This is a genomic window from Streptomyces sp. NPDC046900 (assembly GCF_040644975.1).
GTDB lineage: Bacteria > Actinomycetota > Actinomycetes > Streptomycetales > Streptomycetaceae > Streptomyces.
This window is the reverse complement of the sequence record NZ_JBEYXD010000009.1, coordinates 114,381-133,708: the sequence shown is the minus strand read 5'-3', so window position 1 is coordinate 133,708 and position 19,328 is coordinate 114,381. Positions and strand designations below refer to the sequence as shown.

The 19,328-nt window shown below is 70.0% G+C and carries 14 protein-coding genes; 9 read left to right on the top strand and 5 right to left on the bottom strand.

What is annotated here, in order from left to right; genetic code table 11:
- Positions 1–76: 76 nt before the first annotated feature.
- On the bottom strand, positions 77–265 hold the full coding sequence (locus ABZ904_RS12215) for a hypothetical protein (RefSeq protein ID WP_359397074.1): 189 nt from the start codon (positions 263–265) through the stop codon (positions 77–79).
- Between the two features lie 602 nt (positions 266–867).
- Between ABZ904_RS12215 and ABZ904_RS12210 the strand changes: the two genes are divergently transcribed.
- The 8 genes from ABZ904_RS12210 to ABZ904_RS12175 all read left to right on the top strand — a co-directional run bounded on the left by ABZ904_RS12210 (position 868) and on the right by ABZ904_RS12175 (position 11,394).
- Positions 868–4,647, top strand: a complete 3,780-nt coding sequence (locus ABZ904_RS12210; RefSeq protein ID WP_361822806.1) for a nitrate- and nitrite sensing domain-containing protein — start codon at positions 868–870, stop codon at positions 4,645–4,647.
- 9 nt (positions 4,648–4,656) lie between these two features.
- Entirely contained in the window at positions 4,657–5,070 is a 414-nt protein-coding gene (locus ABZ904_RS12205; RefSeq protein ID WP_037764993.1) for a roadblock/LC7 domain-containing protein, read from the top strand.
- 111 nt (positions 5,071–5,181) lie between these two features.
- Positions 5,182–5,580 carry a DUF742 domain-containing protein gene (locus ABZ904_RS12200; protein WP_103838060.1) on the top strand — a complete coding sequence of 133 codons (399 nt, stop codon included), beginning with the start codon at positions 5,182–5,184 and terminating at the stop codon, positions 5,578–5,580.
- Positions 5,561–6,136: an ATP/GTP-binding protein gene (locus ABZ904_RS12195; protein ID WP_043444120.1), complete on the top strand. Its 576-nt coding sequence runs from the start codon at positions 5,561–5,563 to the stop codon at positions 6,134–6,136. The genes ABZ904_RS12200 and ABZ904_RS12195 overlap by 20 nt, the downstream gene beginning before the upstream one ends.
- A gap of 366 nt (positions 6,137–6,502) precedes the next feature.
- On the top strand, positions 6,503–9,727 hold the full coding sequence (locus ABZ904_RS12190; RefSeq protein WP_360998365.1) for a nitrate- and nitrite sensing domain-containing protein: 3,225 nt from the start codon (positions 6,503–6,505) through the stop codon (positions 9,725–9,727).
- A gap of 10 nt (positions 9,728–9,737) precedes the next feature.
- Positions 9,738–10,151, top strand: coding sequence for a roadblock/LC7 domain-containing protein (locus tag ABZ904_RS12185; protein WP_005479603.1), 414 nt, complete (start codon positions 9,738–9,740; stop codon positions 10,149–10,151).
- A 96-nt stretch (positions 10,152–10,247) separates the two neighbouring features.
- Positions 10,248–10,832, top strand: a complete 585-nt coding sequence (locus ABZ904_RS12180) for a DUF742 domain-containing protein (RefSeq protein WP_359411812.1) — start codon at positions 10,248–10,250, stop codon at positions 10,830–10,832.
- Positions 10,813–11,394 carry an ATP/GTP-binding protein gene (locus ABZ904_RS12175; protein WP_361822801.1) on the top strand — a complete coding sequence of 194 codons (582 nt, stop codon included), beginning with the start codon at positions 10,813–10,815 and terminating at the stop codon, positions 11,392–11,394. The genes ABZ904_RS12180 and ABZ904_RS12175 overlap by 20 nt, the downstream gene beginning before the upstream one ends.
- Before the next feature lie 199 nt (positions 11,395–11,593).
- Here the strand turns inward: ABZ904_RS12175 and ABZ904_RS12170 are convergent, their stop codons facing one another.
- Both ABZ904_RS12170 and ABZ904_RS12165 read right to left on the bottom strand, forming a co-directional pair.
- Positions 11,594–11,791 (bottom strand): acyl-CoA carboxylase subunit epsilon, encoded by a 198-nt coding sequence (locus tag ABZ904_RS12170; protein WP_359394904.1) that lies wholly within the window; start codon positions 11,789–11,791, stop codon positions 11,594–11,596.
- Between the two features lie 57 nt (positions 11,792–11,848).
- The gene (locus ABZ904_RS12165) at positions 11,849–13,441 is read right to left on the bottom strand and encodes an acyl-CoA carboxylase subunit beta (RefSeq protein WP_359394906.1); all 1,593 of its coding nucleotides are present in this window, start codon (positions 13,439–13,441) and stop codon (positions 11,849–11,851) included.
- Positions 13,442–13,942: 501 nt separating this feature from the next.
- Here ABZ904_RS12165 and ABZ904_RS12160 point away from each other — a divergent pair.
- Complete coding sequence (locus tag ABZ904_RS12160; RefSeq protein WP_359394909.1) at positions 13,943–14,536, top strand: YceI family protein; 594 nt, start codon at positions 13,943–13,945, stop codon at positions 14,534–14,536.
- Between the two features lie 135 nt (positions 14,537–14,671).
- Here ABZ904_RS12160 and ABZ904_RS12155 read toward each other — a convergent pair whose 3' ends face one another.
- Both ABZ904_RS12155 and ABZ904_RS12150 read right to left on the bottom strand, forming a co-directional pair.
- Entirely contained in the window at positions 14,672–16,027 is a 1,356-nt protein-coding gene (locus tag ABZ904_RS12155) for a hypothetical protein (RefSeq protein WP_359394911.1), read from the bottom strand.
- Positions 16,028–16,212: 185 nt separating this feature from the next.
- Positions 16,213–19,233 carry a glycoside hydrolase family 3 N-terminal domain-containing protein gene (locus ABZ904_RS12150; protein ID WP_359394913.1) on the bottom strand — a complete coding sequence of 1,007 codons (3,021 nt, stop codon included), beginning with the start codon at positions 19,231–19,233 and terminating at the stop codon, positions 16,213–16,215.
- Between the last annotated feature and the right edge of the window lie 95 nt (positions 19,234–19,328).

The window sequence follows — 19,328 nt, the reverse complement described above, 5'->3', positions numbered from 1 at the left end:
CACGAGCGCCGCGCCGTGGCCGGCACGTTCCCCTCCTGCGGAATCGCGGTTGAGCGGGCGGCGCCTGCGGCGCGTACTACTCGGCGGCGGAGGCCTGGACCGGGACCTCCATGAGAACGGTGCGCCTGGGGTTGGCGGTCTGAGTGGGAAGGTCGACGGACCGTTCCGGCGTCGCCGGTGCCTGCAGCTCTTCGGCGTCGGCGAGGTGCGCCAGCGTCGTGCGCCGCGGGTTGGCTATCGTGCGGAACATCATCGTGGTCTTCACTGTTGTCGTTGACCTTGTCCTTGCGGGCGCCCGGCGGGCCTCTGAGGCCTTCCACGGGGCGCGGGTTGTCGGATTCGCCGTCCCTGTAAAGCGTCAGGCTAAACATGCAATTCCCACCGGAAGCCGGAAGAGGGCCATGAGCTCGGTGTGAGTTTGCTCACTGCCTGACGAACAAAAGGGGCAATGTGGGCCGCGATTCCGCCCCCTCGAAACGGACATTGACCCATTGAAGCCCGCATTCCGCTCCTGATCATGGCGACTGGGACACCGGGCATGGACCAGCGGTTCGCAGCCTTAAGTCCCTTATGAGGGAGATAACTTTCTACGGCTTGTGACAGCGCGCTCACAAGCCGTCACGGTGGTCACGGGCTGGACCATTGGCCTTGTTGGAGATCCGCCACTGTGCTGGAATTCCACGGACCGCCGCGGGATCGCACCGGCGCTCAGGGGGCGCAACGCAGCGCCGAGCAGCGGCGGGCAGGGGGAGCCAGCGCCGGTCACTCACGACCACCAGGGGGGCGTATTCAGGACGCCCCCTCACGACGCCGACACCGCCCCGCCGCTTGCGCGGAGGGGCGCCTGGTCCAGAGGTTGCGACGCTAGTGCAGGGACGTTTCAAGAGGGATGGCAGCGCTTCGGCGGAGCCGGAGCCGCACGGCGGGACCGACCGTGGTTCCTCGCCCCAGCACGCCCAGAACCCGGGACCGGCACCGTCCGGCGGCGGCTCCGAGCGGCCTGGGCGCACCGGCGCGACCGCGGCCCCCATACCGCCCGCCCCACCCAAGATCACCAACTCGACCGACCCCGGCCCGCGCATAGCCCTGCGCAACTGGCGCATCTCCACGCGTCTGGTCTCACTGCTCGCGCTCCCCGTGGTCGCCGCCACGTCGCTCGGTGCCCTGCGCATCAACGACAACCTGAACCAGATCCAGCAGCTGGACAACATGAAGCTGCTGACGGACATGACCAAGCAGGCGACACAGCTGGCCGCCGCGCTCCAGGAGGAGCGCGACCAGTCCGCCGGCCCCCTCGCCCACGGCGCGACGGCGAACGACGACTTCCAGGTCAAGGGCGTCCGCGACAAGACGAACCACGCTCGCGCCTCCTTCTTGGAAGGCACCCAGGAGATCGGCGACGCCTCCGACAGCGGCAAGCTCTCCGGCATCCGCGAGAGCGTCGTCGGCATCGCGAGTGGGCTGAACAACCTCAGCTCCATCCGGGCCGCCGCCTACAAGGACCCGAAGAACTCCACGCAGACGGTCGAGGCGTACCACCGCCTGATCACCCAGCTCCTCAGCCTGTCCCAGGACATGGCGGAGGCGACCAGCAACCCGGAGATGATCCAGCGCACGCGCGCCTTGGCGGCCTTCTCGACCGCCAAGGAGTACGCCTCGGAACAGCGCGCGGTCATCGCCGCGGCCCTGCCGGCGATTCCCACCACGTTCGGCAACATCTCCGAGAACGACCGCCAGTACGCCCTCTCGGCCCTGCAGAGCCAGAAATCCGAGCTGGACGGCTTCCACAGCATCTACGGCGACGGCGCCGAGGACCTGACGAAGCCGATCGACCAGGGCAGCCCGACGATCGAGTCGGCCGACACCTACGCCACACGCGTCCTGCAGAGCGCCTCCGGCATGAGCAACCAGGACAAGCGCTCGTACAAGGACTGGATCGACGACGACACGGCCAAGATCGACCAGATGAAGAAGATCGAGGGCACGCTCCTCGAGGAGATGGAGCAGAAGGCCCGCGAGCTGCGCAACGCCTCCGAGCGCGAGGCGTTGATCTCCGGTGCGCTGATCCTTATCGTCCTCGGTGTCTCCCTCGTCGGCGCCTTCGTCGTGGCCCGGTCCATGATCCGCTCGCTGCGCCGTCTGCAGGACACCGCGACCAAGGTCGCCCAGGACCGACTGCCCGAGCTGGTCAAGCAGCTGTCCGAGTCCGACCCGCAGGACGTCGACACCTCCGTCGAGTCGGTCGGTGTGCACTCCCGGGACGAGATCGGCCAGGTGGCCGCGGCCTTCGACGACGTGCACCGCGAGGCGGTCCGCCTCGCCGCCGAGCAGGCCCTGCTGCGGGGCAACGTCAACGCGATGTTCACCAACCTCTCGCGCCGCTCCCAGGGTCTGATCCAGCGCCAGCTGTCGCTGATCTCCGAACTGGAGTCCCGCGAGGCCGACCCGGACCAGCTGTCCTCGCTCTTCAAGCTCGACCACCTCGCGACGCGTATGCGCCGTAACGGTGAGAACCTCCTCGTCCTCGCCGGTGAAGAGCCCGGCCGGCGCTGGACCCGCCCGGTCCCGCTGGTCGACGTGCTCCGCGCCGCCGCGTCCGAGGTGGAGCAGTACGAGCGCATCGAGCTCGCCGCGGTCCCGGCCACCGAGGTCGCCGGCCGGGTCGTCAACGACCTCGTGCACCTGCTCGCCGAGCTGCTCGAGAACGCGACCTCGTTCTCGTCGCCGCAGACCAAGGTCAAGGTCACCGGTCACGCCCTGCCCGACGGCCGGGTGCTGATCGAGATCCACGACACGGGTATCGGCCTGTCCCCCGAGGACCTCGCACAGATCAACGAGCGGCTCGCCGCGCCGCCCACCGTGGATGTGTCGGTGTCCCGGCGCATGGGTCTGTTCGTGGTCGGTCGTCTGTCGCAGCGCCACGGCATCCGCATCCAGCTGCGCCCGTCCGACTCCGGCGGTACGACCGCGCTGGTCATGCTCCCGGTCGATGTCGCCCAGGGCGGCAAGAAGCCGGCCGGCAAGCCGGGCCAGGGCGCCCCGCAGAGCGGCGGCCCGGCCGCCGCTCAGGCCGCCGCCGGTGTGGCCGCGGCCCGTCGGCAGGCCCAGCAGAGCGGCTCCTCGTTCGGTGCCGGCGGCGTCGGTCTCGGTGCCGCCCCGCAGCGGGGTCAGGTGGGTGCCGGGCAGGGCCCGCGTGCCGCACTGCCCGGCAACGCCCCGGGCGGACGTCCGGGCGGCCCGCAGGCCCCCGCCTCCCCGCAGCAGGGCCGGCCCGCCCCGGCGGGCGCGGGTGCCGGTGCTTTCGGCCAGGGCCAGGGCGGTCCCCAGGCAACCCAGGGCGCGCAGGACACTAGCTCGCGCCAGGGCGGCTTCGGCGACGGCGCCCCGGCTGCCGAGCCTCAGCAGCCCCAGCAGAAGCAGCAAAAGCAGCCCAAGGAACGCGGCCCGCGCCGCCGTCCGCAGCTGCCCGGCCGCGGCGGTCCGCGTGCCGAGCTGCCCGGTGGCAACCAGCAGCGCACCCCGAGCTGGAGCGACGAGAACGCGCAGCCGCCGGTGCCGCGGGCCTCGCTGGACACCCCTCGCGGTCACGAGGAGCCGGACGCCCTGTCCTCCACCTCGCCCATGCCCCGCATCGACGACCGCCAGGGCCCCGCTTCCACCTCCGAGTTCCCGCGGCCGGACTTCAACGCCCCGCGTCCCGGGGCGGGTTCGCCGAGCAACGGCGGGCAGTTCGTCCGCTCGGACGTCTACGGCACCCGCGACCAGGGCAGCCCCACGGGCCAGTACCAGGCGCCCGGCCGGGCCCAGGGTCCCTCCTCCACCGACCAGTTCGCCAATCAAGGCTACGACGGCTCCAACACGGGTCAGTTCGCCAATCAGGGCTACGACGGCTCCAACACGGGCCAGTTCGGCGCCCCGGGCTACGACGGCTCCAACACGGGCCAGTTCGGCGCCCCGGGCTACGACGGCTCCAACACGGGCCAGTTCGGCGCCCCGGGCTACGACGCCGCCGGCACGGGCCAGTTCGCCGCCCCGGGCCACGGGAATCCGCAGGACCCGTCCTCCACCGGCCAGTTCGAGCGGCCGCAGACCGGCGCCAACGGCTACGGGGCCTCCCGGCCGCCGGCCCCGCAGCGTCCCCAGCAGCCGCAGCAGCCGCCGCGCCGTCAGGAGCCGGAGGCCCTCCCGCCGGCGCCGGGCCCCGGCGACGGGCGTACGCCGCTGTACGACACGCTCGAGACCAACTGGTTCCGCGGCGGACAGGGACAGCAGCCGCAGAGCAACGGCTACGCGCCGCAGGGTCCGCAGCAGCCCCCCGCCGCCCCGCCTCAGCGTCCGGCCGCCACCGCGGCCTGGCGCACCTCGCCCAACGACGAGCTCGTCCGCCAGGCCGAGCGAGTACGCCAGCCCGCCGCGGGCGGCGTGACCACCTCCGGCCTGCCGCGCCGGGTACCGCGCGCGAACCTCGTGCCGGGCACAGCCCAACAGCAACAGCACCACACCGGTCCGCAGGTCTCGCGTGCGCCCGATGACGTACGAGGCCGGCTGACCAATCTCCGACGGGGCATCGCTCAGGGTCGCCAGGCCGGCACCGGTCCCCACCAGACCGGCAGCTACCCGAGCCCCACTCACCAGCAGGAGCGTTAGTTGAGCCCGATGAGCCAGGCGGCACAGAACCTCAACTGGTTGATCACCAACTTCGTGGACAACACCCCCGGGGTGTCCCACACCGTCGTCGTGTCCGCCGACGGACTCCTTCTGGCGCTGTCGGAAGGCTTCCCGCGCGATCGCGCGGACCAGCTCGCGGCCGTGGCCTCCGGGCTCACCTCGCTGACCGCCGGCGCCTCTCGCATCTTCGAGGGCGGCACCGTGGCGCAGACGGTCGTCGAGATGGAACGCGGCTTTCTCTTCCTCATGTCCATCTCGGACGGTTCGTCGCTCGCCGTACTCTCACACCCCGAGTGCGACATCGGCCTCGTCGGCTACGAGATGGCACTCCTGGTCGACCGCGCGGGTGCGGTGCTCACCCCGGACCTGCGCGCCGAACTCCAAGGCAGTCTGCTTCACTGATCGGCCCCGGCACCACCCGTCTCACCAAATCACCGTCCGGCCGCCACAATCCCCCCACCGGCCCCGTCAGACGGCACGACTGACCGACTTGCTGTCCCGCCCGGAGGATTCATGACCCCGCCCACCGCCTCTCACGATCCGTACGCAGAGCCGTACGGGGACGAGGGCGACCAGCCGCTGGTCCGTCCGTACGCGATGACTGGCGGCCGGACCCGGCCGCGCTATCAGCTCGCCATCGAGGCACTGATCAGTACAACGGCCGACCCGGCGCAGCTGATGGGGCTGCTGCCGGAGCACCAGCGGATCTGCCACCTGTGCCGTGAGGTCAAGTCGGTGGCCGAGGTGTCGGCGCTGCTGGCCATGCCGCTCGGTGTGGCACGGATCCTCGTCGCGGACCTCGCGGAGGCCGGCCTCGTCGCCATCCACCAGCCGGGTGGCGACGAGAACAACGGCGGCGCGCCGGACGTGACACTGCTCGAAAGGGTGCTCAGTGGACTTCGCAAGCTCTGACGGTGGTCGGGCGACCACCTCCGCCAAGATCGTGGTGGCGGGCGGCTTCGGCGTGGGCAAGACCACGTTCGTCGGCGCCGTCTCGGAGATCAACCCGCTGCGCACCGAGGCCGTCATGACGTCCGCTTCGGCGGGCATCGACGACCTCACCCACACCGGGGACAAGACCACCACCACGGTGGCCATGGACTTCGGCCGCATCACCCTGGACCAGGACCTGATCCTGTACCTCTTCGGTACACCCGGCCAGGACCGCTTCTGGTTCATGTGGGACGACCTGGTCCGCGGCGCCATCGGCGCCGTCGTCCTGGTCGACACCCGCCGCCTCGCCGACTGCTTCCCCGCCGTCGACTACTTCGAGAACTCGGGCCTGCCCTTCGTCGTCGCCCTCAACGGCTTCGACGGACATCAGCCCTATGCGCCCGAGGAAGTCCGCGAGGCACTGCAGATCGGCCCGGACGCCCCGATCATCACGACGGACGCCCGCCATCGCGCGGATGCCAAGAGTGCCCTGATCACGCTGGTCGAGCATGCGCTCATGGCACGTCTGCGGTAGTGCAAGTCATCGGTGCAATACAGCAGTTGTCGTAGACATACAGGAGCCGGCTGTGGCGTTTGACACGGTCGGCCTCTGTGTTCATAACGTTTCGACAGAGATATCCGCTGGTATCGCCACGCGTCGCGTTCGGCCGGTGTCACTGCGCTCACAAAAGCCCCGCCTTTTGGCGGGGCTCGCTCTTTATGACCGTTTTATCGGGGGCTTTCAGTAGGTGGAATGCTCGCTTCCGAGTGTTTGGAATCGCACAGGCCGACGTGCTGGAATGCCTGAACTGCCCATTGGTCAAAGACGTACAGGTCGGAGACAGGGCTTGGAGACACCGCGGCACGACGAAGGTGCCGTCGCCGAGAGGTTGTTGGTCGAGTGAGGCGAAGCAAGAACGGTCCCGAGCCGTCGGCACGGGGCAACTTCACCCCGCCGCCGCGCGGAGCGGCACCCGCACAAGCGTCCGGCCCGGAGCCGTCGGCTCTCCCGCCCAGCGGCAGTCGTATCTCGCCGCGCAACTGGCGTGTGCCGACCAGGCTGAACGCGATCCTTCTCATACCCGTGCTGGTCGGCCTGGTCATGGGCGGCTTCCAGGTGAAGAGCTCGATCGACACCTGGAACCAGGCCAAGGACGCCGAGAACACCGCCCGGCTGGTGCAGGCGTCACTGAGCTACGCCGACGCGCTCTACCAGGAGCGCGACGCGTCCGCGGCACCCCTGCTGACAGGCAAGGGCGCGAAGGACCCGACCGTCGTCCAGGTCAGGCTCGCCACCGACAAGGCTGCCGACGCCTTCGACCGGGCCGCCCTGAACATGCCACACAAATCCGGCCTGGAGCGCCGGCTCGGCATCTTCCGTACGGCCGAGAAGAAGCTGCCGGACCTGCGCGATGGCGCGTACACCAAGCTCAAGGGCGTTCAGACCGAAGAGGACTACGTCGGGGTCGCGCACCCGCTGATGGAGTTCGCCAACGAGCTCGGTCTCGGCACCGGCAACATCACCAGCTACGGCCGCAGCGTCTACGCCATCTCGCTCACCAAGGCCGCGCTCTCGCTGGAGCGCTCGATCGGTCTGCACCTGCTGATCCAGCCCGGCCCCGACGCCGAAAGCTTCGCCAAGCAGCGCGTCGCCCTCTCCTCGTACGCCTACCTCGAGGGCATCGCTGTCGAGGAGTACCTCGGCGGTGGCACCGCGGCGGACGCCAGGAAGCTGGACGAGGCCAAGACGAAGGTGGAGGCGGACGGCAAGGCTCTGGCCCAGAAGGCGGCCGCGGACGCGCAGGCCAAGGGCCAGACGTACGTGCCACCGCCGTCCAAACCCACGTCCGACCCCGCAACGAACATGGTCTCCGCGCTCGCCACCCTGTCGGCCCCGAACCAGACGGCCGTCGCAGCGCTCGCCAAGCAGGGCGTCACCCCCGAGAACTGGTTGGCGGTGAACACCCTCAAGTACAACGCCTACCGTCAGATCGAATCGGACCTCGCCGACAAGGCCGTGGCGGACGCCTCGAACATCGCCGACGACGCCAAGCAGTCCGCGTTCATCACCGGTGCCATCGTCATCGTCGCCCTGCTCGCCGCGTTCATCATCGCCAGCCTCATGGCCCGCCAGATGAGCCGCTCCATGCGCCAGCTGCGCAACGCCGCCTTCGGTGTCGCCGAGCAGCGTCTGCCGATGCTGGTCGACCAGCTCTCGCGCACGGACCCCGGTCGCGTGGACACCCGTGTGGCACCCATCCCGATCACCTCCACGGACGAGATCGGCGAGGTCGCCCGCGCCTTCGACCAGGTCCACCGCGAGGCCGTCCGGCTCGCCGCCGAGCAGGCCCTGCTGCGGGGCAACATCAACGCGATCTTCACCAACCTCTCGCGCCGCAACCAGTCGCTGATCGAGGGCCAGCTGACCCTGATCACCGACCTGGAGAACAACGAGGCCGAACCGGACCAGCTGGAGAACCTCTTCCGCCTGGACCACCTCGCGACCCGTATGCGCCGCAACGGCGAGAACCTCCTCGTCCTCGCGGGCGAGGAGCCCGGCCGACGCTGGGACCAGCCGGTCCCGCTGGTCGACGTGCTGCGCGCCGCCTCCTCCGAGGTGGAGCAGTACGAGCGCATCGAGCTCTCCGGCGTCCCGGAGGCCGAGATCCACGGCCGCGCCGTGACCGACCTCGTGCATCTGCTCGCCGAGCTGCTGGAGAACGCCACGACGTTCTCCTCCCCGCAGACCAAGGTCCGGGTCACCGCCACACGGCTGCCGGACGGCCGGATCATGGTCGAGATCCACGACAAGGGCATCGGCCTGACGGCCGAGGACTTCGCGGACATCAACCACAAGCTGGCCAACCCGCCGACCGTGGACGCCGCGATCTCCCAGCGCATGGGCCTCTTCGTGGTCGGCCGGCTGTCCGACCGGCACGGCATCCGGGTCCAGCTGCGCCCCTCCGGCGAGCAGGCCGGCACCACCTCGCTGGTCATGCTCCCGGACGCCATCACCCACGGTGGCGGTGGCGAGCAGCCGATGGGCCGCGACGAGTTCACCGTCTCGCAGATCATCCCGGAGCAGCAGTTCCGGGGCGAGGACTTCGGGTCCGCACAGCCGATGCTGACCGCCGCGGATCTCGGCTTCGACGACAGCCGCTACACCGAGGTCCCCGACGACATCAGGGACCTGGACCCCGTCGGCCGCTCGCTGATGCGCGAGGAGCGCCGTGCGGCCCTGGAAGCTCAGGCGCAGGGCCACGGCCGCCCCGAGGAGGCGCAGGAGCCCGCCGAGACCTACCAGGACGGTTTCCAGCCACAGCAGGGCGCGTACGACAACGGACAGCACCCGTACGACGAGCAGCAGCCGGGCTACGACCAGCAGACGGCGTACGGCGATCCGCAGCAGCCTGCGTACGACGAGACGTACTACCCGCCAGCCGGCGGCCTGCCGCAGGGTGACGGCTTCCCGTCCACCGGCGGCTACCCGGAGCCCGCCTATGCGGAGCCGGTGCAGGACAACCGCTCGGCGACCCAGGGCACCGCTTCGGAGACGTTCTCGGCCTTCGACGAGTCGCGCTACCGGGACGACTGGCCGAAGCAGGACGGGTACCAGAGCGCCTACCGCGCTGATTACGCTCCGGAAACGGAATCCATGCAGGCCGCTGACGTGAGTGAGCGGGACCGCGTAGGCTTCGACCGTCCCGGACCGGCCTCCTCCGCCGCTCACGAGCTCACCGACGCCGGACTGCCCCGTCGTGGCTCCACCCCGAACGGCGCCGTCGGCCGACAGCAGCCCGTGACGCAGGAGCCGTCGGCAATGGAGCCGGGCGACGACTGGCGCTCCGCGAACGACGAGCGGTGGCAGCAGGCGACGCAGCTCCGGAAACCCAAGGCGGGCGGGGTCACCTCTTCCGGTCTGCCCCGACGGGTGCCCAAGGCGAACCTGATCGAGGGCGCCGCGGAGACGACCCCGCAGGGAGGCCCACAGGTCTCCCGTGCCCCCGAGGACGTGCGGGGCAGGCTGAGCAACCTGCGTCGAGGCGTCCAGCGGGGACGCAACGCAGGCAGTGAAACGAACGGCCAGGGCTTCGGTCCTGACAGCACCTACAACCAGGAGCGTTAGTGTGAGCCCGATGAGCCAGGCGGCACAGAACCTGAACTGGTTGATCACCAACTTCGTGGACAACACCCCTGGGGTGTCCCACACCGTGGTGGTCTCCGCCGACGGACTCCTTCTGGCGATGTCCGAAGGCTTTCCGCGCGACCGCGCCGACCAGTTGGCGGCCGTCGCTTCCGGTCTGACCTCGCTGACCGCGGGCGCCTCCCGCATCTTCGAGGGCGGCAGTGTGAACCAGACAGTTGTGGAGATGGAGCGGGGATTCCTCTTCATCATGTCCGTCTCCGACGGTTCGTCGCTCGCGGTTCTTGCACACCCGGAGGCGGACATCGGCCTCATTGGGTACGAGATGGCGCTTCTGGTGGACCGTGCCGGCACGGTTCTCACTCCGGACCTTCGTGCGGAGCTTCAGGGAAGCCTTCTCAACTAACAGACGGACGGTGCGTATTCGCGTCCCGTGGCCGTAAGGTTTCGGGACGCGGCTTCCACAGGATGGGTGCACAGCGCAGTCGGAGGAGGAGAGAAAGTGGCAACACCCCCAGGCGGTTCGTCCTCGGGCAATTGGTCCTACGGCCCTGGTCAGGGTCCGGGCCAGGGTGAGCACAATCGGTACAACTTCCCCTCCGCGCCGAGCCAGCGGCGTCAGCCGTACGCGCCCCAGGGCCCACAGGGTCCCGGGCCGTCGCCGTACGACCAGCCGCCGGCACCGCGCATCCAGCCCGTGCAGCCGCAGCGCCGCTCGCCGGAGCCCGCGCCCGCCGGGTCGTCGAACAACCCTCTGGTGCGCCCGTACGCCATGACGGGCGGTCGTACCAGGCCGCGCTACCAGCTCGCCATCGAGGCGCTGGTGCACACCACCGCATCTCCGCACCAGATGCAGGGCCAGCTGCCCGAGCATCAGCGGATCTGCAACCTGTGCCGGGAGATCAAGTCGGTGGCCGAGGTGTCGGCGCTCCTGACGATTCCTCTCGGCGTGGCCAGAATTCTCGTCGCCGACTTGGCGGAGGCGGGACTGGTCGCCATTCATCAGCCCGGCGGCGACGAGAACGCCGGCGGCCAGCCAGACGTGACACTGCTCGAAAGGGTGCTCAGTGGACTTCGCAAGCTCTAGCGGCGGTCCTTCCCGCTCCACCACGTCCGCGAAGATCGTGGTGGCGGGCGGCTTCGGCGTGGGCAAGACCACGTTCGTCGGCGCCGTCTCGGAGATCAACCCGCTGCGCACCGAGGCCGTCATGACGTCCGCTTCGGCGGGCATCGACGACCTCACCCACACCGGGGACAAGACCACCACCACGGTGGCCATGGACTTCGGCCGCATCACCCTGGACCAGGACCTGATCCTGTACCTCTTCGGTACACCCGGCCAGGACCGCTTCTGGTTCATGTGGGACGACCTGGTCCGCGGCGCCATCGGCGCCGTCGTCCTGGTCGACACCCGCCGCCTCGCCGACTGCTTCCCCGCCGTCGACTACTTCGAGAACTCGGGCCTGCCCTTCGTCGTCGCCCTCAACGGCTTCGACGGACATCAGCCCTATGCGCCCGAGGAAGTCCGCGAGGCACTGCAGATCGGCCCGGACGCCCCGATCATCACGACGGACGCCCGCCATCGCGCGGATGCCAAGAGTGCCCTGATCACGCTCGTGGAGCACGCGCTGATGGCTCGGTTGCGCTAGGCGCAGATCGCATCCGCCGGGCCGGCCCGGCGGATCGCAGGACGCCTGCGGACTGTCCGTGGCTGATCGCGTTAAATCCCCGCGCCCCCTTTCATGGGGCGCGGGGATTTCTTTTTCCTGTGCACCTCCGTGTGCGCCGTGCACCGAGAAGGGCCCCTCCGTGGCGGAGGGGCCCTTCTCGGACTGCTGAGGGGAAGGCCTAGCCGTGCCAGCTGTGCGGCGCCCGGAAGCCGGGCTCGCGCTCCAGGCGGCGCCAGCCGGCCTTCGCGCGGCCGCGGTGGGCCGGGATCGTCGTGGACGGCTGGGCGGCTGCACGGGCCAGCAGGATGGCCGTGATGGCGGCCACTTCCTCGGGCTCGGCATAGCCCTTCTCGACGCGGATGTCAGGGGTGTTCATGGATGTCAGTCTCCGTGAGAGAGAGGTCCGCGAGGTTGCCGCGGAGGGTCCGCTCGGTTACTGCGGGGGGTTGCCGTGCTTGCGGGAGGGCAGGTCCGCGTGCTTGGACTGCAGCATCGCCAGCGACTTGATGAGGACCTCGCGCGTCTCCGCGGGGTCGATGACGTCGTCCACCAGCCCGCGCTCGGCCGCGTAGTACGGGTGCATCAGCTCGGACTTGTACTCCTTGACCATCCGCGCCCGCATGGCCTCCGGGTCCTCGGCGCCCGCGATCTGGCGGCGGAAGATCACGTTGGCCGCGCCCTCCGCGCCCATCACGGCGATCTCGTTCGTCGGCCAGGCGTAGGTGAGGTCCGCCCCGATGGACTGGCTGTCCATCACGATGTAGGCGCCTCCGTAGGCCTTGCGCAGGATCAGCGAGATCCGGGGCACGGTCGCGTTGCAGTAGGCGTACAGCAGCTTCGCGCCATGGCGGATGATCCCGCCGTGCTCCTGGTCGACACCGGGCAGGAATCCCGGAACGTCCAGCAGGGTCACCAGCGGGATGTTGAAGGCGTCACACATCTGGACAAAGCGCGCGGCCTTCTCCGACGCCTCGATGTCCAGGACCCCGGCGAGGGTCTGCGGCTGGTTGGCGATGATGCCCACCACCTGGCCGTCCAGCCGGGCCAGCGCGCAGATGATGTTGCGCGCCCACCGCTCGTGGACCTCCAGGTACTCGCCGTCGTCGACGATCTCCTCGATGACCTTCGCCATGTCGTACGGCCGGTTCCCGTCCGCGGGCACCAGGTCGAGCAGGACGTCGCTGCGGCGCTCCACCGCGTCGGTGGACTCCACCCGCGGCGGGTTCTCCCGGTTGTTCTGCGGCAGCAGCGACAGGAGGTAGCGCACCTCGGCGATGCACGTCTCCTCGTCGTCGTAGGCGAAGTGGCACACACCGGAGGTCTCGGCGTGCACGTCGGCGCCGCCCAGGCCGTTCTGGGAGATCTCCTCGCCGGTCACGGCCTTGACCACGTCCGGGCCCGTGATGAACATCTGCGAGGTCTCGCGGACCATGAAGACGAAGTCCGTCAGGGCGGGGCTGTAGGCCGCGCCGCCCGCGCACGGGCCCAGCATCACGGAGATCTGCGGGATGACGCCGGACGCCTTGGTGTTGCGCTGGAAGATGCCGCCGTAGCCCGCGAGCGCGCTGACACCCTCCTGGATACGGGCGCCCGCGCCGTCGTTCAGCGACACCAGCGGGGCGCCGGCCGCGATGGCCATGTCCATGATTTTGTGGATCTTCGTGGCGTGGGCCTCGCCCAGCGCGCCGCCGAAGATGCGGAAGTCATGGGCGTAGACGAACACCGTCCGGCCCTCCACCGTGCCCCAACCGGTGATCACACCGTCGGTGTACGGCTTCTTGGCCTCCAGGCCGAACCCGGACGCCCGGTGCCGGCGCAGCTGCTCGACCTCCTGGAAGGACCCTGCGTCCAGGAGCAGTTCGATCCGCTCCCGGGCGGTCAGCTTGCCCTTGGCGTGCTGCGCCTCGGTCGCCTTCTCGCTGGGCCCGGCCACGGCCTGCGCACGGATGTCGTGCAGCTCGGCGACCCGGCCGCGCGCATCCGTGGGCTCGCTCCCGGAACCTACAGCCTCTTCCAAAACGGTCATGTAGCGACCTTATGAAGTCCACCAAGCAAAGCGAGCCGTCCACTCTGTACAGTCTCCGGCCCGTTTTCCTGGTAGCACTGAACAGAATCCCCATCGGATGCAGCCCATCCGACTGCTCAGAGGGCGTGGGCGTTGTAGAGGTCGCACAACAGGCTCGACCGAGAGGAACCTCACATCGGGGGCTCCCGCATGCCATCCTCGGAGTGACACGGGACCCCGAACGGCCGCCCTGGGACCACCCGTCCCGACCGCGGGAGCGGCCGCACACGACCGTCGGCCGGTCCACCGTACCCGCCCGCCGGGAGTGCGCCACTCCGCCACCCCCGACGACGCGACGTCATCGGGGACGGCGCAACGTCGTCGGCGACACGTACCGATGACGTTGAAAATTGAACGGAATAAGTCTACGGTCGAGTCTGTTCGCATCGTTGAACGTTAAACAGCTTTGGCTTCGCGGCCTCTCCAAGGCCGCGAACCGTCCCCCAAAGGAGCAAACACGTCATGGGCATTTTCGGCCGTAAGAGCACCGACACCCCCGCCGAGAGCAACACCGACCTCGCCGCGCTGACCGGCGCCTACACCCTGGACCCGTCCCACTCGACGATCGGCTTCGTGGCCCGCCACGCCATGGTCACGAACGTCAAGGGCGGCTTCCAGGACTTCGAGGGCACGCTGCACCTGGACGGCTCGGACCCGTCGAAGTCCACCGCCTCGATCGACGTCAAGATGGACAGCATCGAGACGGGCTCCGCCGACCGCGACAACCACCTGAAGAGCGCGGACTTCTTCAAGATCGAGGACCACCCGCAGATGACGTTCCGCTCCACCAAGGCGGAAGCGCTGGGTGGCGACGACTACCGGATCACCGGCGACCTCAGCATCCTCGGCACCACCAAGCAGATCACCATCGACCTCGAGTTCAACGGCGCCGCCAAGGACCCGTTCGGCAACGAGCGCGTCGGCTTCGAGGGCAAGGCGGAGATCCTGCGCTCGGAGTGGGGCCTGACCTGGAACGCAGCCCTGGAGACGGGCGGTGTGCTGATCTCCGACAAGATCAAGCTGGTCTTCGACCTCTCGGCGATCAAGCAGGCCTGACCCACAGGTCCATCGAGCGCCCACCCAGGCGCACACGAACGCGCCCGCCTTCCACTCCCCGTCTGTGGAAGGCGGGCGCGTCGTATGTGCGGCGGCTTGCGGTCCGGCCCGGAGGGGACGGGTAGGCCGGCCGGTTCAGAAGCCTCCGCCGAAGTCGCCCCCGCCCCCGCCCCCGCCGAAGTCCCCTCCCCCGCCGCCGCCGAAGTCGCCGGGGTCGAAGTTCGCGCCCGACATGTCGCCGCCCTCGTAACCGCCGTCGTAGCCACCGAAGTCGCCGTATCCGGCGCCGTAGTCGGCCGCGTACGAGGGGGTGGCCATCATGTTGCCGAGCAGGGTGCCCACCAGCAGCCCCGGCAGGATGCCGCCGCCGAAGTAGCCGCCCGCCCAGGGGCCGTAGGCGGGGCCCGCGTCCCAGTACGGACGGCGGCCGTACTCGGTGTCCACCTCGCGGACCGCAGGGTCGCGGCCGTCGGCCAGCCGGGCCTGGTCCGCGGCGCAGACCGGAACCTCGCGGGGTGCGCCGCCGGCGGGTGTCCAGGTCGCGTCGGCGACGGACGGGCCGTGGCGCGGGTCGAAGAAGCACGGCGGCCTGCGCTCGGGCAGGGGACGGCCGGTCCGCCGGGCGGCGAGCAGCGCCAGCGAGAAGCGGCCGTCCGCCAGGGCCTCGGTCACCGGCTTGACGTCCTCCGGGCGCTGGGCCGCGGCCATGAACGACTTCGCCTGCTCGTAGGCGTCCAGCGCCCGCTCGTAGTCGGCGCGCATCGCGTCGTCCGCGCCAGGCTGTGCCGGGTGGAAGTCGAGACGGTCCAGTTCCTCACCGAAGGCGGTGATGTCCTCGTCGACCACGACCCGCAGTTTCTCCAGCGCGGCCCGCTGCTCCTCCTCCCGGCGGCGCCGGCTGCGCCGTACGAGCGCGTAGGCGCCCACGCCACCGGCCACCAGCACCGCGCCGACGGTGATCAGCGCGGTGGACGAGACCCCGCTCCGGCCGCTCGAGGTGCCCCAGGACGAGGGTGCGTGGCCCCGGACGCTGACCAGGGCCCGGTCGGTGAAGTCGGTCAGCTGGGCTTTGGCACTCTCGCCCTGGACGCTGGTGACCAGGTTCTGCACGGCGGTGCGGGGCAGCACCGAGGAGTCGGCCCGGGCGTCGAAGCGGTCGCCGAGCCGGATCGCGTACACACCGGTGATGCCGGTGGCCGTGCGCAGATCGGAGAAGAGGTTCTGGGTGGGGTAGCCGGCCGGCAGGACCACGACGAAGACGGGCTTGCCGGCATCCTCGATCTTCTTCGCGAGCGCGTCGGCGTCGGCGGTGGACAGCTGCCCGGAGGCTGCCGGATCGACATACACCGGGCCGTGGCGCAGCGAGGCTGCGATGGCCGAGATGTCGGTGGCCGCGTACGCATGGGCGGCTCCGGTGGACAGGACCGTCAGAGCGGCCATGACCAGGGCGACCAGGGGGACGGCGAGTCCTCGGACCAGCGCGGTCTTCATACTTCGACGCTACCCGACGGCACCCGGAACCGGACGCCGGGCCCGGGGGTGTGCCCCGGTGCGGCACGTGCGGGGCGAACCGGCGGCCCGAGGCGGGGAGGCCGGCGCCGTCGGCCCCGGAGACCGGTATGCCCGGCGGGCGGCACATGCACGCTGTGCCGCCCGCCGGGGGAGCCACCAGGCCGTCACGCCGCCCGGTATGCCTCCGTCAGCCTCGCGACCGCGGCCCCGTACTTGCCCGTCAGCAGCAGATGGTCCGCGTCCGCGAACGGCCCGGAGACGGCCGCCGTGATCCCGGATCCCACCTTCTGCTGGACGAGCTGCCGTGCCTTGGCCACGATCTCCTGACCCGCCCGCGCGGACCCCGCCTTCTCGGCCACGGCGGCGGCGTGTTCCAGCGCCTTCAGGGTCGCCGTACCGCCCGCCGGGGCCTTGGTGAGCGTGGTCAGTCCCCAGCCGTAGGGGAACTGCGGGTCGTACGAGGAGTCGCCGACGTTGATCGGCAGCTGTGCCTCGGACTTCGGCCAGGTGACCGGGAGCCGGCCGGTGAACGGGCGCTTGCCGTAGAGCACGTCGGCGACGCCGTCGCCCTCGGTGCCCGGCAGCCAGGAGGCCACCAGGGCGTCGATCTTGCCCAGCTGGTCGCCGATCAGCTGCGGCCGTCCGGAGACGATCAGCACCGCGCACTTCATGGCGCCGCACACCTTGTCCACGGCGGCCTTGTCGGCGGCGGACAACTGCAGGGAGTGTCCGTTGCCGACGTCGCCGACGCCCTCGGCGTACGGGGTCTCACCGACGACGACCACGCCGACGTCGTAGCCGTTCAGCGGTGCCGAGGCGTCCTTGGAGTAGGTGACGTCTCCCCCGGCCTTGCGCATCGCCTGCAGGATGGTCGTGCCCTGGGTGTGGTTGCCGGAGGCGCCCTGCCAGGTGATGGTCCAGCCGCCGGTCTGGTTGCCGAGGTCGTCGGCGTTGGAGCCGGCGACGTACACTTTCTGGCTCTGCTTCAGCGGCAGCACGCCGTTCGCGTTCTTGAGCAGCACCTGCGACTCGGCGGCCGCCTGCCGGGCCACGGCCCGGTGCTCGGCGGAACCGATCCGAGCGGCGCCGCTCGTGTCGGCGTACGGGTGCTCGAACAGGCCCAGCTTGAACTTCTGCGTCAGGATGCGCGAGACGGCGTCGTCGATCCGCTTCTCACTGACGCGGCCCGCCTGCACCTCGCTGATCAGCGCCGTACGGAAGTCCTTGTACGTGTACGGCACCATCATCATGTCGACGCCCGCGTTGACCGCGGTGCGGACGTGGGACCCGTAGTCGCCGGGGAGCTGGTCGATGGCGTTCCAGTCGCTGATGACGAAGCCGTCGAAGCCCATCCGGTCCTTGAGCACGCCGTTGATCATGTCGCCGCGGGCGTGCATCTTCACCGGGCCCTGGCCGTCGCCGAGGATGTCCAGCGAGGAGTACGACGGCATGACCGAGCCGATGCCGCGGTCGACCGCCGTCTGGTAGGGCGCCAGGTGGATGTCCTCCAGCTGCCGGCGGGTGACCTTCGTGACACCCTGGTCGATCTTGTACGACCCCGTCGTCGAGGAGCCGTACTCGGTGCCGCCGTCGCCGACGAAGTGCTTGGCGGTGGCCAGGACCTTGTCGTCGCGGCTCAGGTCCTTGCCGTCGGCGCGCCCCTGGAGGCCCTGGATGACCGTCTCCATGGACTCGACGAGGGCCGGGTCCTCGCCGAAGGACTCGTAGGAGCGGCCCCAGCGCTCGTCGCGCGTGACGCACAGGCAGGGCGCGAAGTCCCAGGGGATACCGGTGGCACGTACCTCACTGGCCGTCACCGCACCGGCCTTCTCGGCCAGTTTCGGGTCCCTCGTGGCTCCGATGCCGATGTTGTGCGGCATGATCGTGGCGCCGGCCAGGTTGTTGTGGCCGTGGACCGCGTCGACCCCGTAGATCAGCGGGATCTGGAACCGGGTCGCCTGCGCCCTCAGCTGGAAGGAGTCGATCATCTTCGCCCACGCCTCGGGGGTGTTGGGCGTCGGGGTCGAGCCGCCGCCGGACAGCAGCGAGCCCAGGGCGTACGCGGCGATGTCGCCCTGTGAGGTGAGGCCGGCGCGCTCGGCCTGGGTCATCTGGCCGGCCTTCTCCTCCAGGGACATACGCGAGACCAGGTCCGCGACCCGCTTGCGCACCGGCAGTTTGCTGTCCAGGTACGGCAGGCCGTGGGCGTCGATGACGACCTGGGGGGTCTCGGTGGGGGCCTTGGCACCCGTGACGGTGAGCTTGAGCGGGATCGTCTTGGCGGCCGCGGCGCTCTTGTCCTTGCGGGTGGCGACCTCGATGGTGCGCGAGGTCCCGGAGACCGTCCCGGCCGGGAAGGTCACGGTGCCCGCGACGGGGGTGTAGTCGGTGCCCGGCGCGGCGGACCCGCCGGCCGTCTCGTACGCGACGGTGACGGGCTCGTCTAGGGGTGCGGTACCGGTGGTGCCGACGGAGACCGTCACCCGCGCCGTGCCGCCCGCCCTGACCGGGTAGACGGCGGAGTCCGTGGTGACGGAGGCCCGCAGGGACTGGTCGGCCTTGCCGTACAGCTCGACGTCGTCCATGGCGAACTGCCCCTTGACGCCTACCGGGAGCGTGAGGGCGTAGCCCCACATCTGGGTGAGCCCGAGGACGTGGTCGATGCCGCCGACAGGCTGGTAGTCCGTGCGATAAGTGAAGGCGGTGAAGGGGATCTCGATCTGTTTCCAGCCGGTGAAGTCATCGTTGAACGAGGTGGTCCACAGCTCCGAGGCCTCGCCGTTCGCACCGCCGTCCTTGATCTCGAAGGCGATCTTCTTGCCGTTGTTCTGGCCGTCCCACCAGAAGCGTATGCCCTTGTGGGCGGACCAGTCGTGGGCCGGTTGATCGGCCGCGAAGTCGTGGGTGAAGCCGCCGTAGCCGCTGATGTCGTAGGTGCCGGCGAGGACCTTGGCGCCCTCGGGGGCGTCCGTACGACCGGCGAACTGCAGCGCCGGCGGGTCGTCGGCGTCGCTGCCCCAGGTGAAGATGCCGTCGGCGGGCTGGCTCGCGAAGGGCACCTCGCCCTCGAAGCGGTCGACGGGAACGGGGGCCGGGTCGTCGGCGCCGGACGCAGGCCCGGCGGTGGTGAGCGGGAACAGGGCGGTGAGCAGGGTGGCGGAGGCGATCAGGGCGGTTCTTCGCATGGACCTTCCCCTTGGCTCTGGTAGTCCGCAGGCGTGAGCTTACGACTTAGATCAGGGCGTGAGTTAACTGGCGCACCGGGAAACCGTCAAGACTT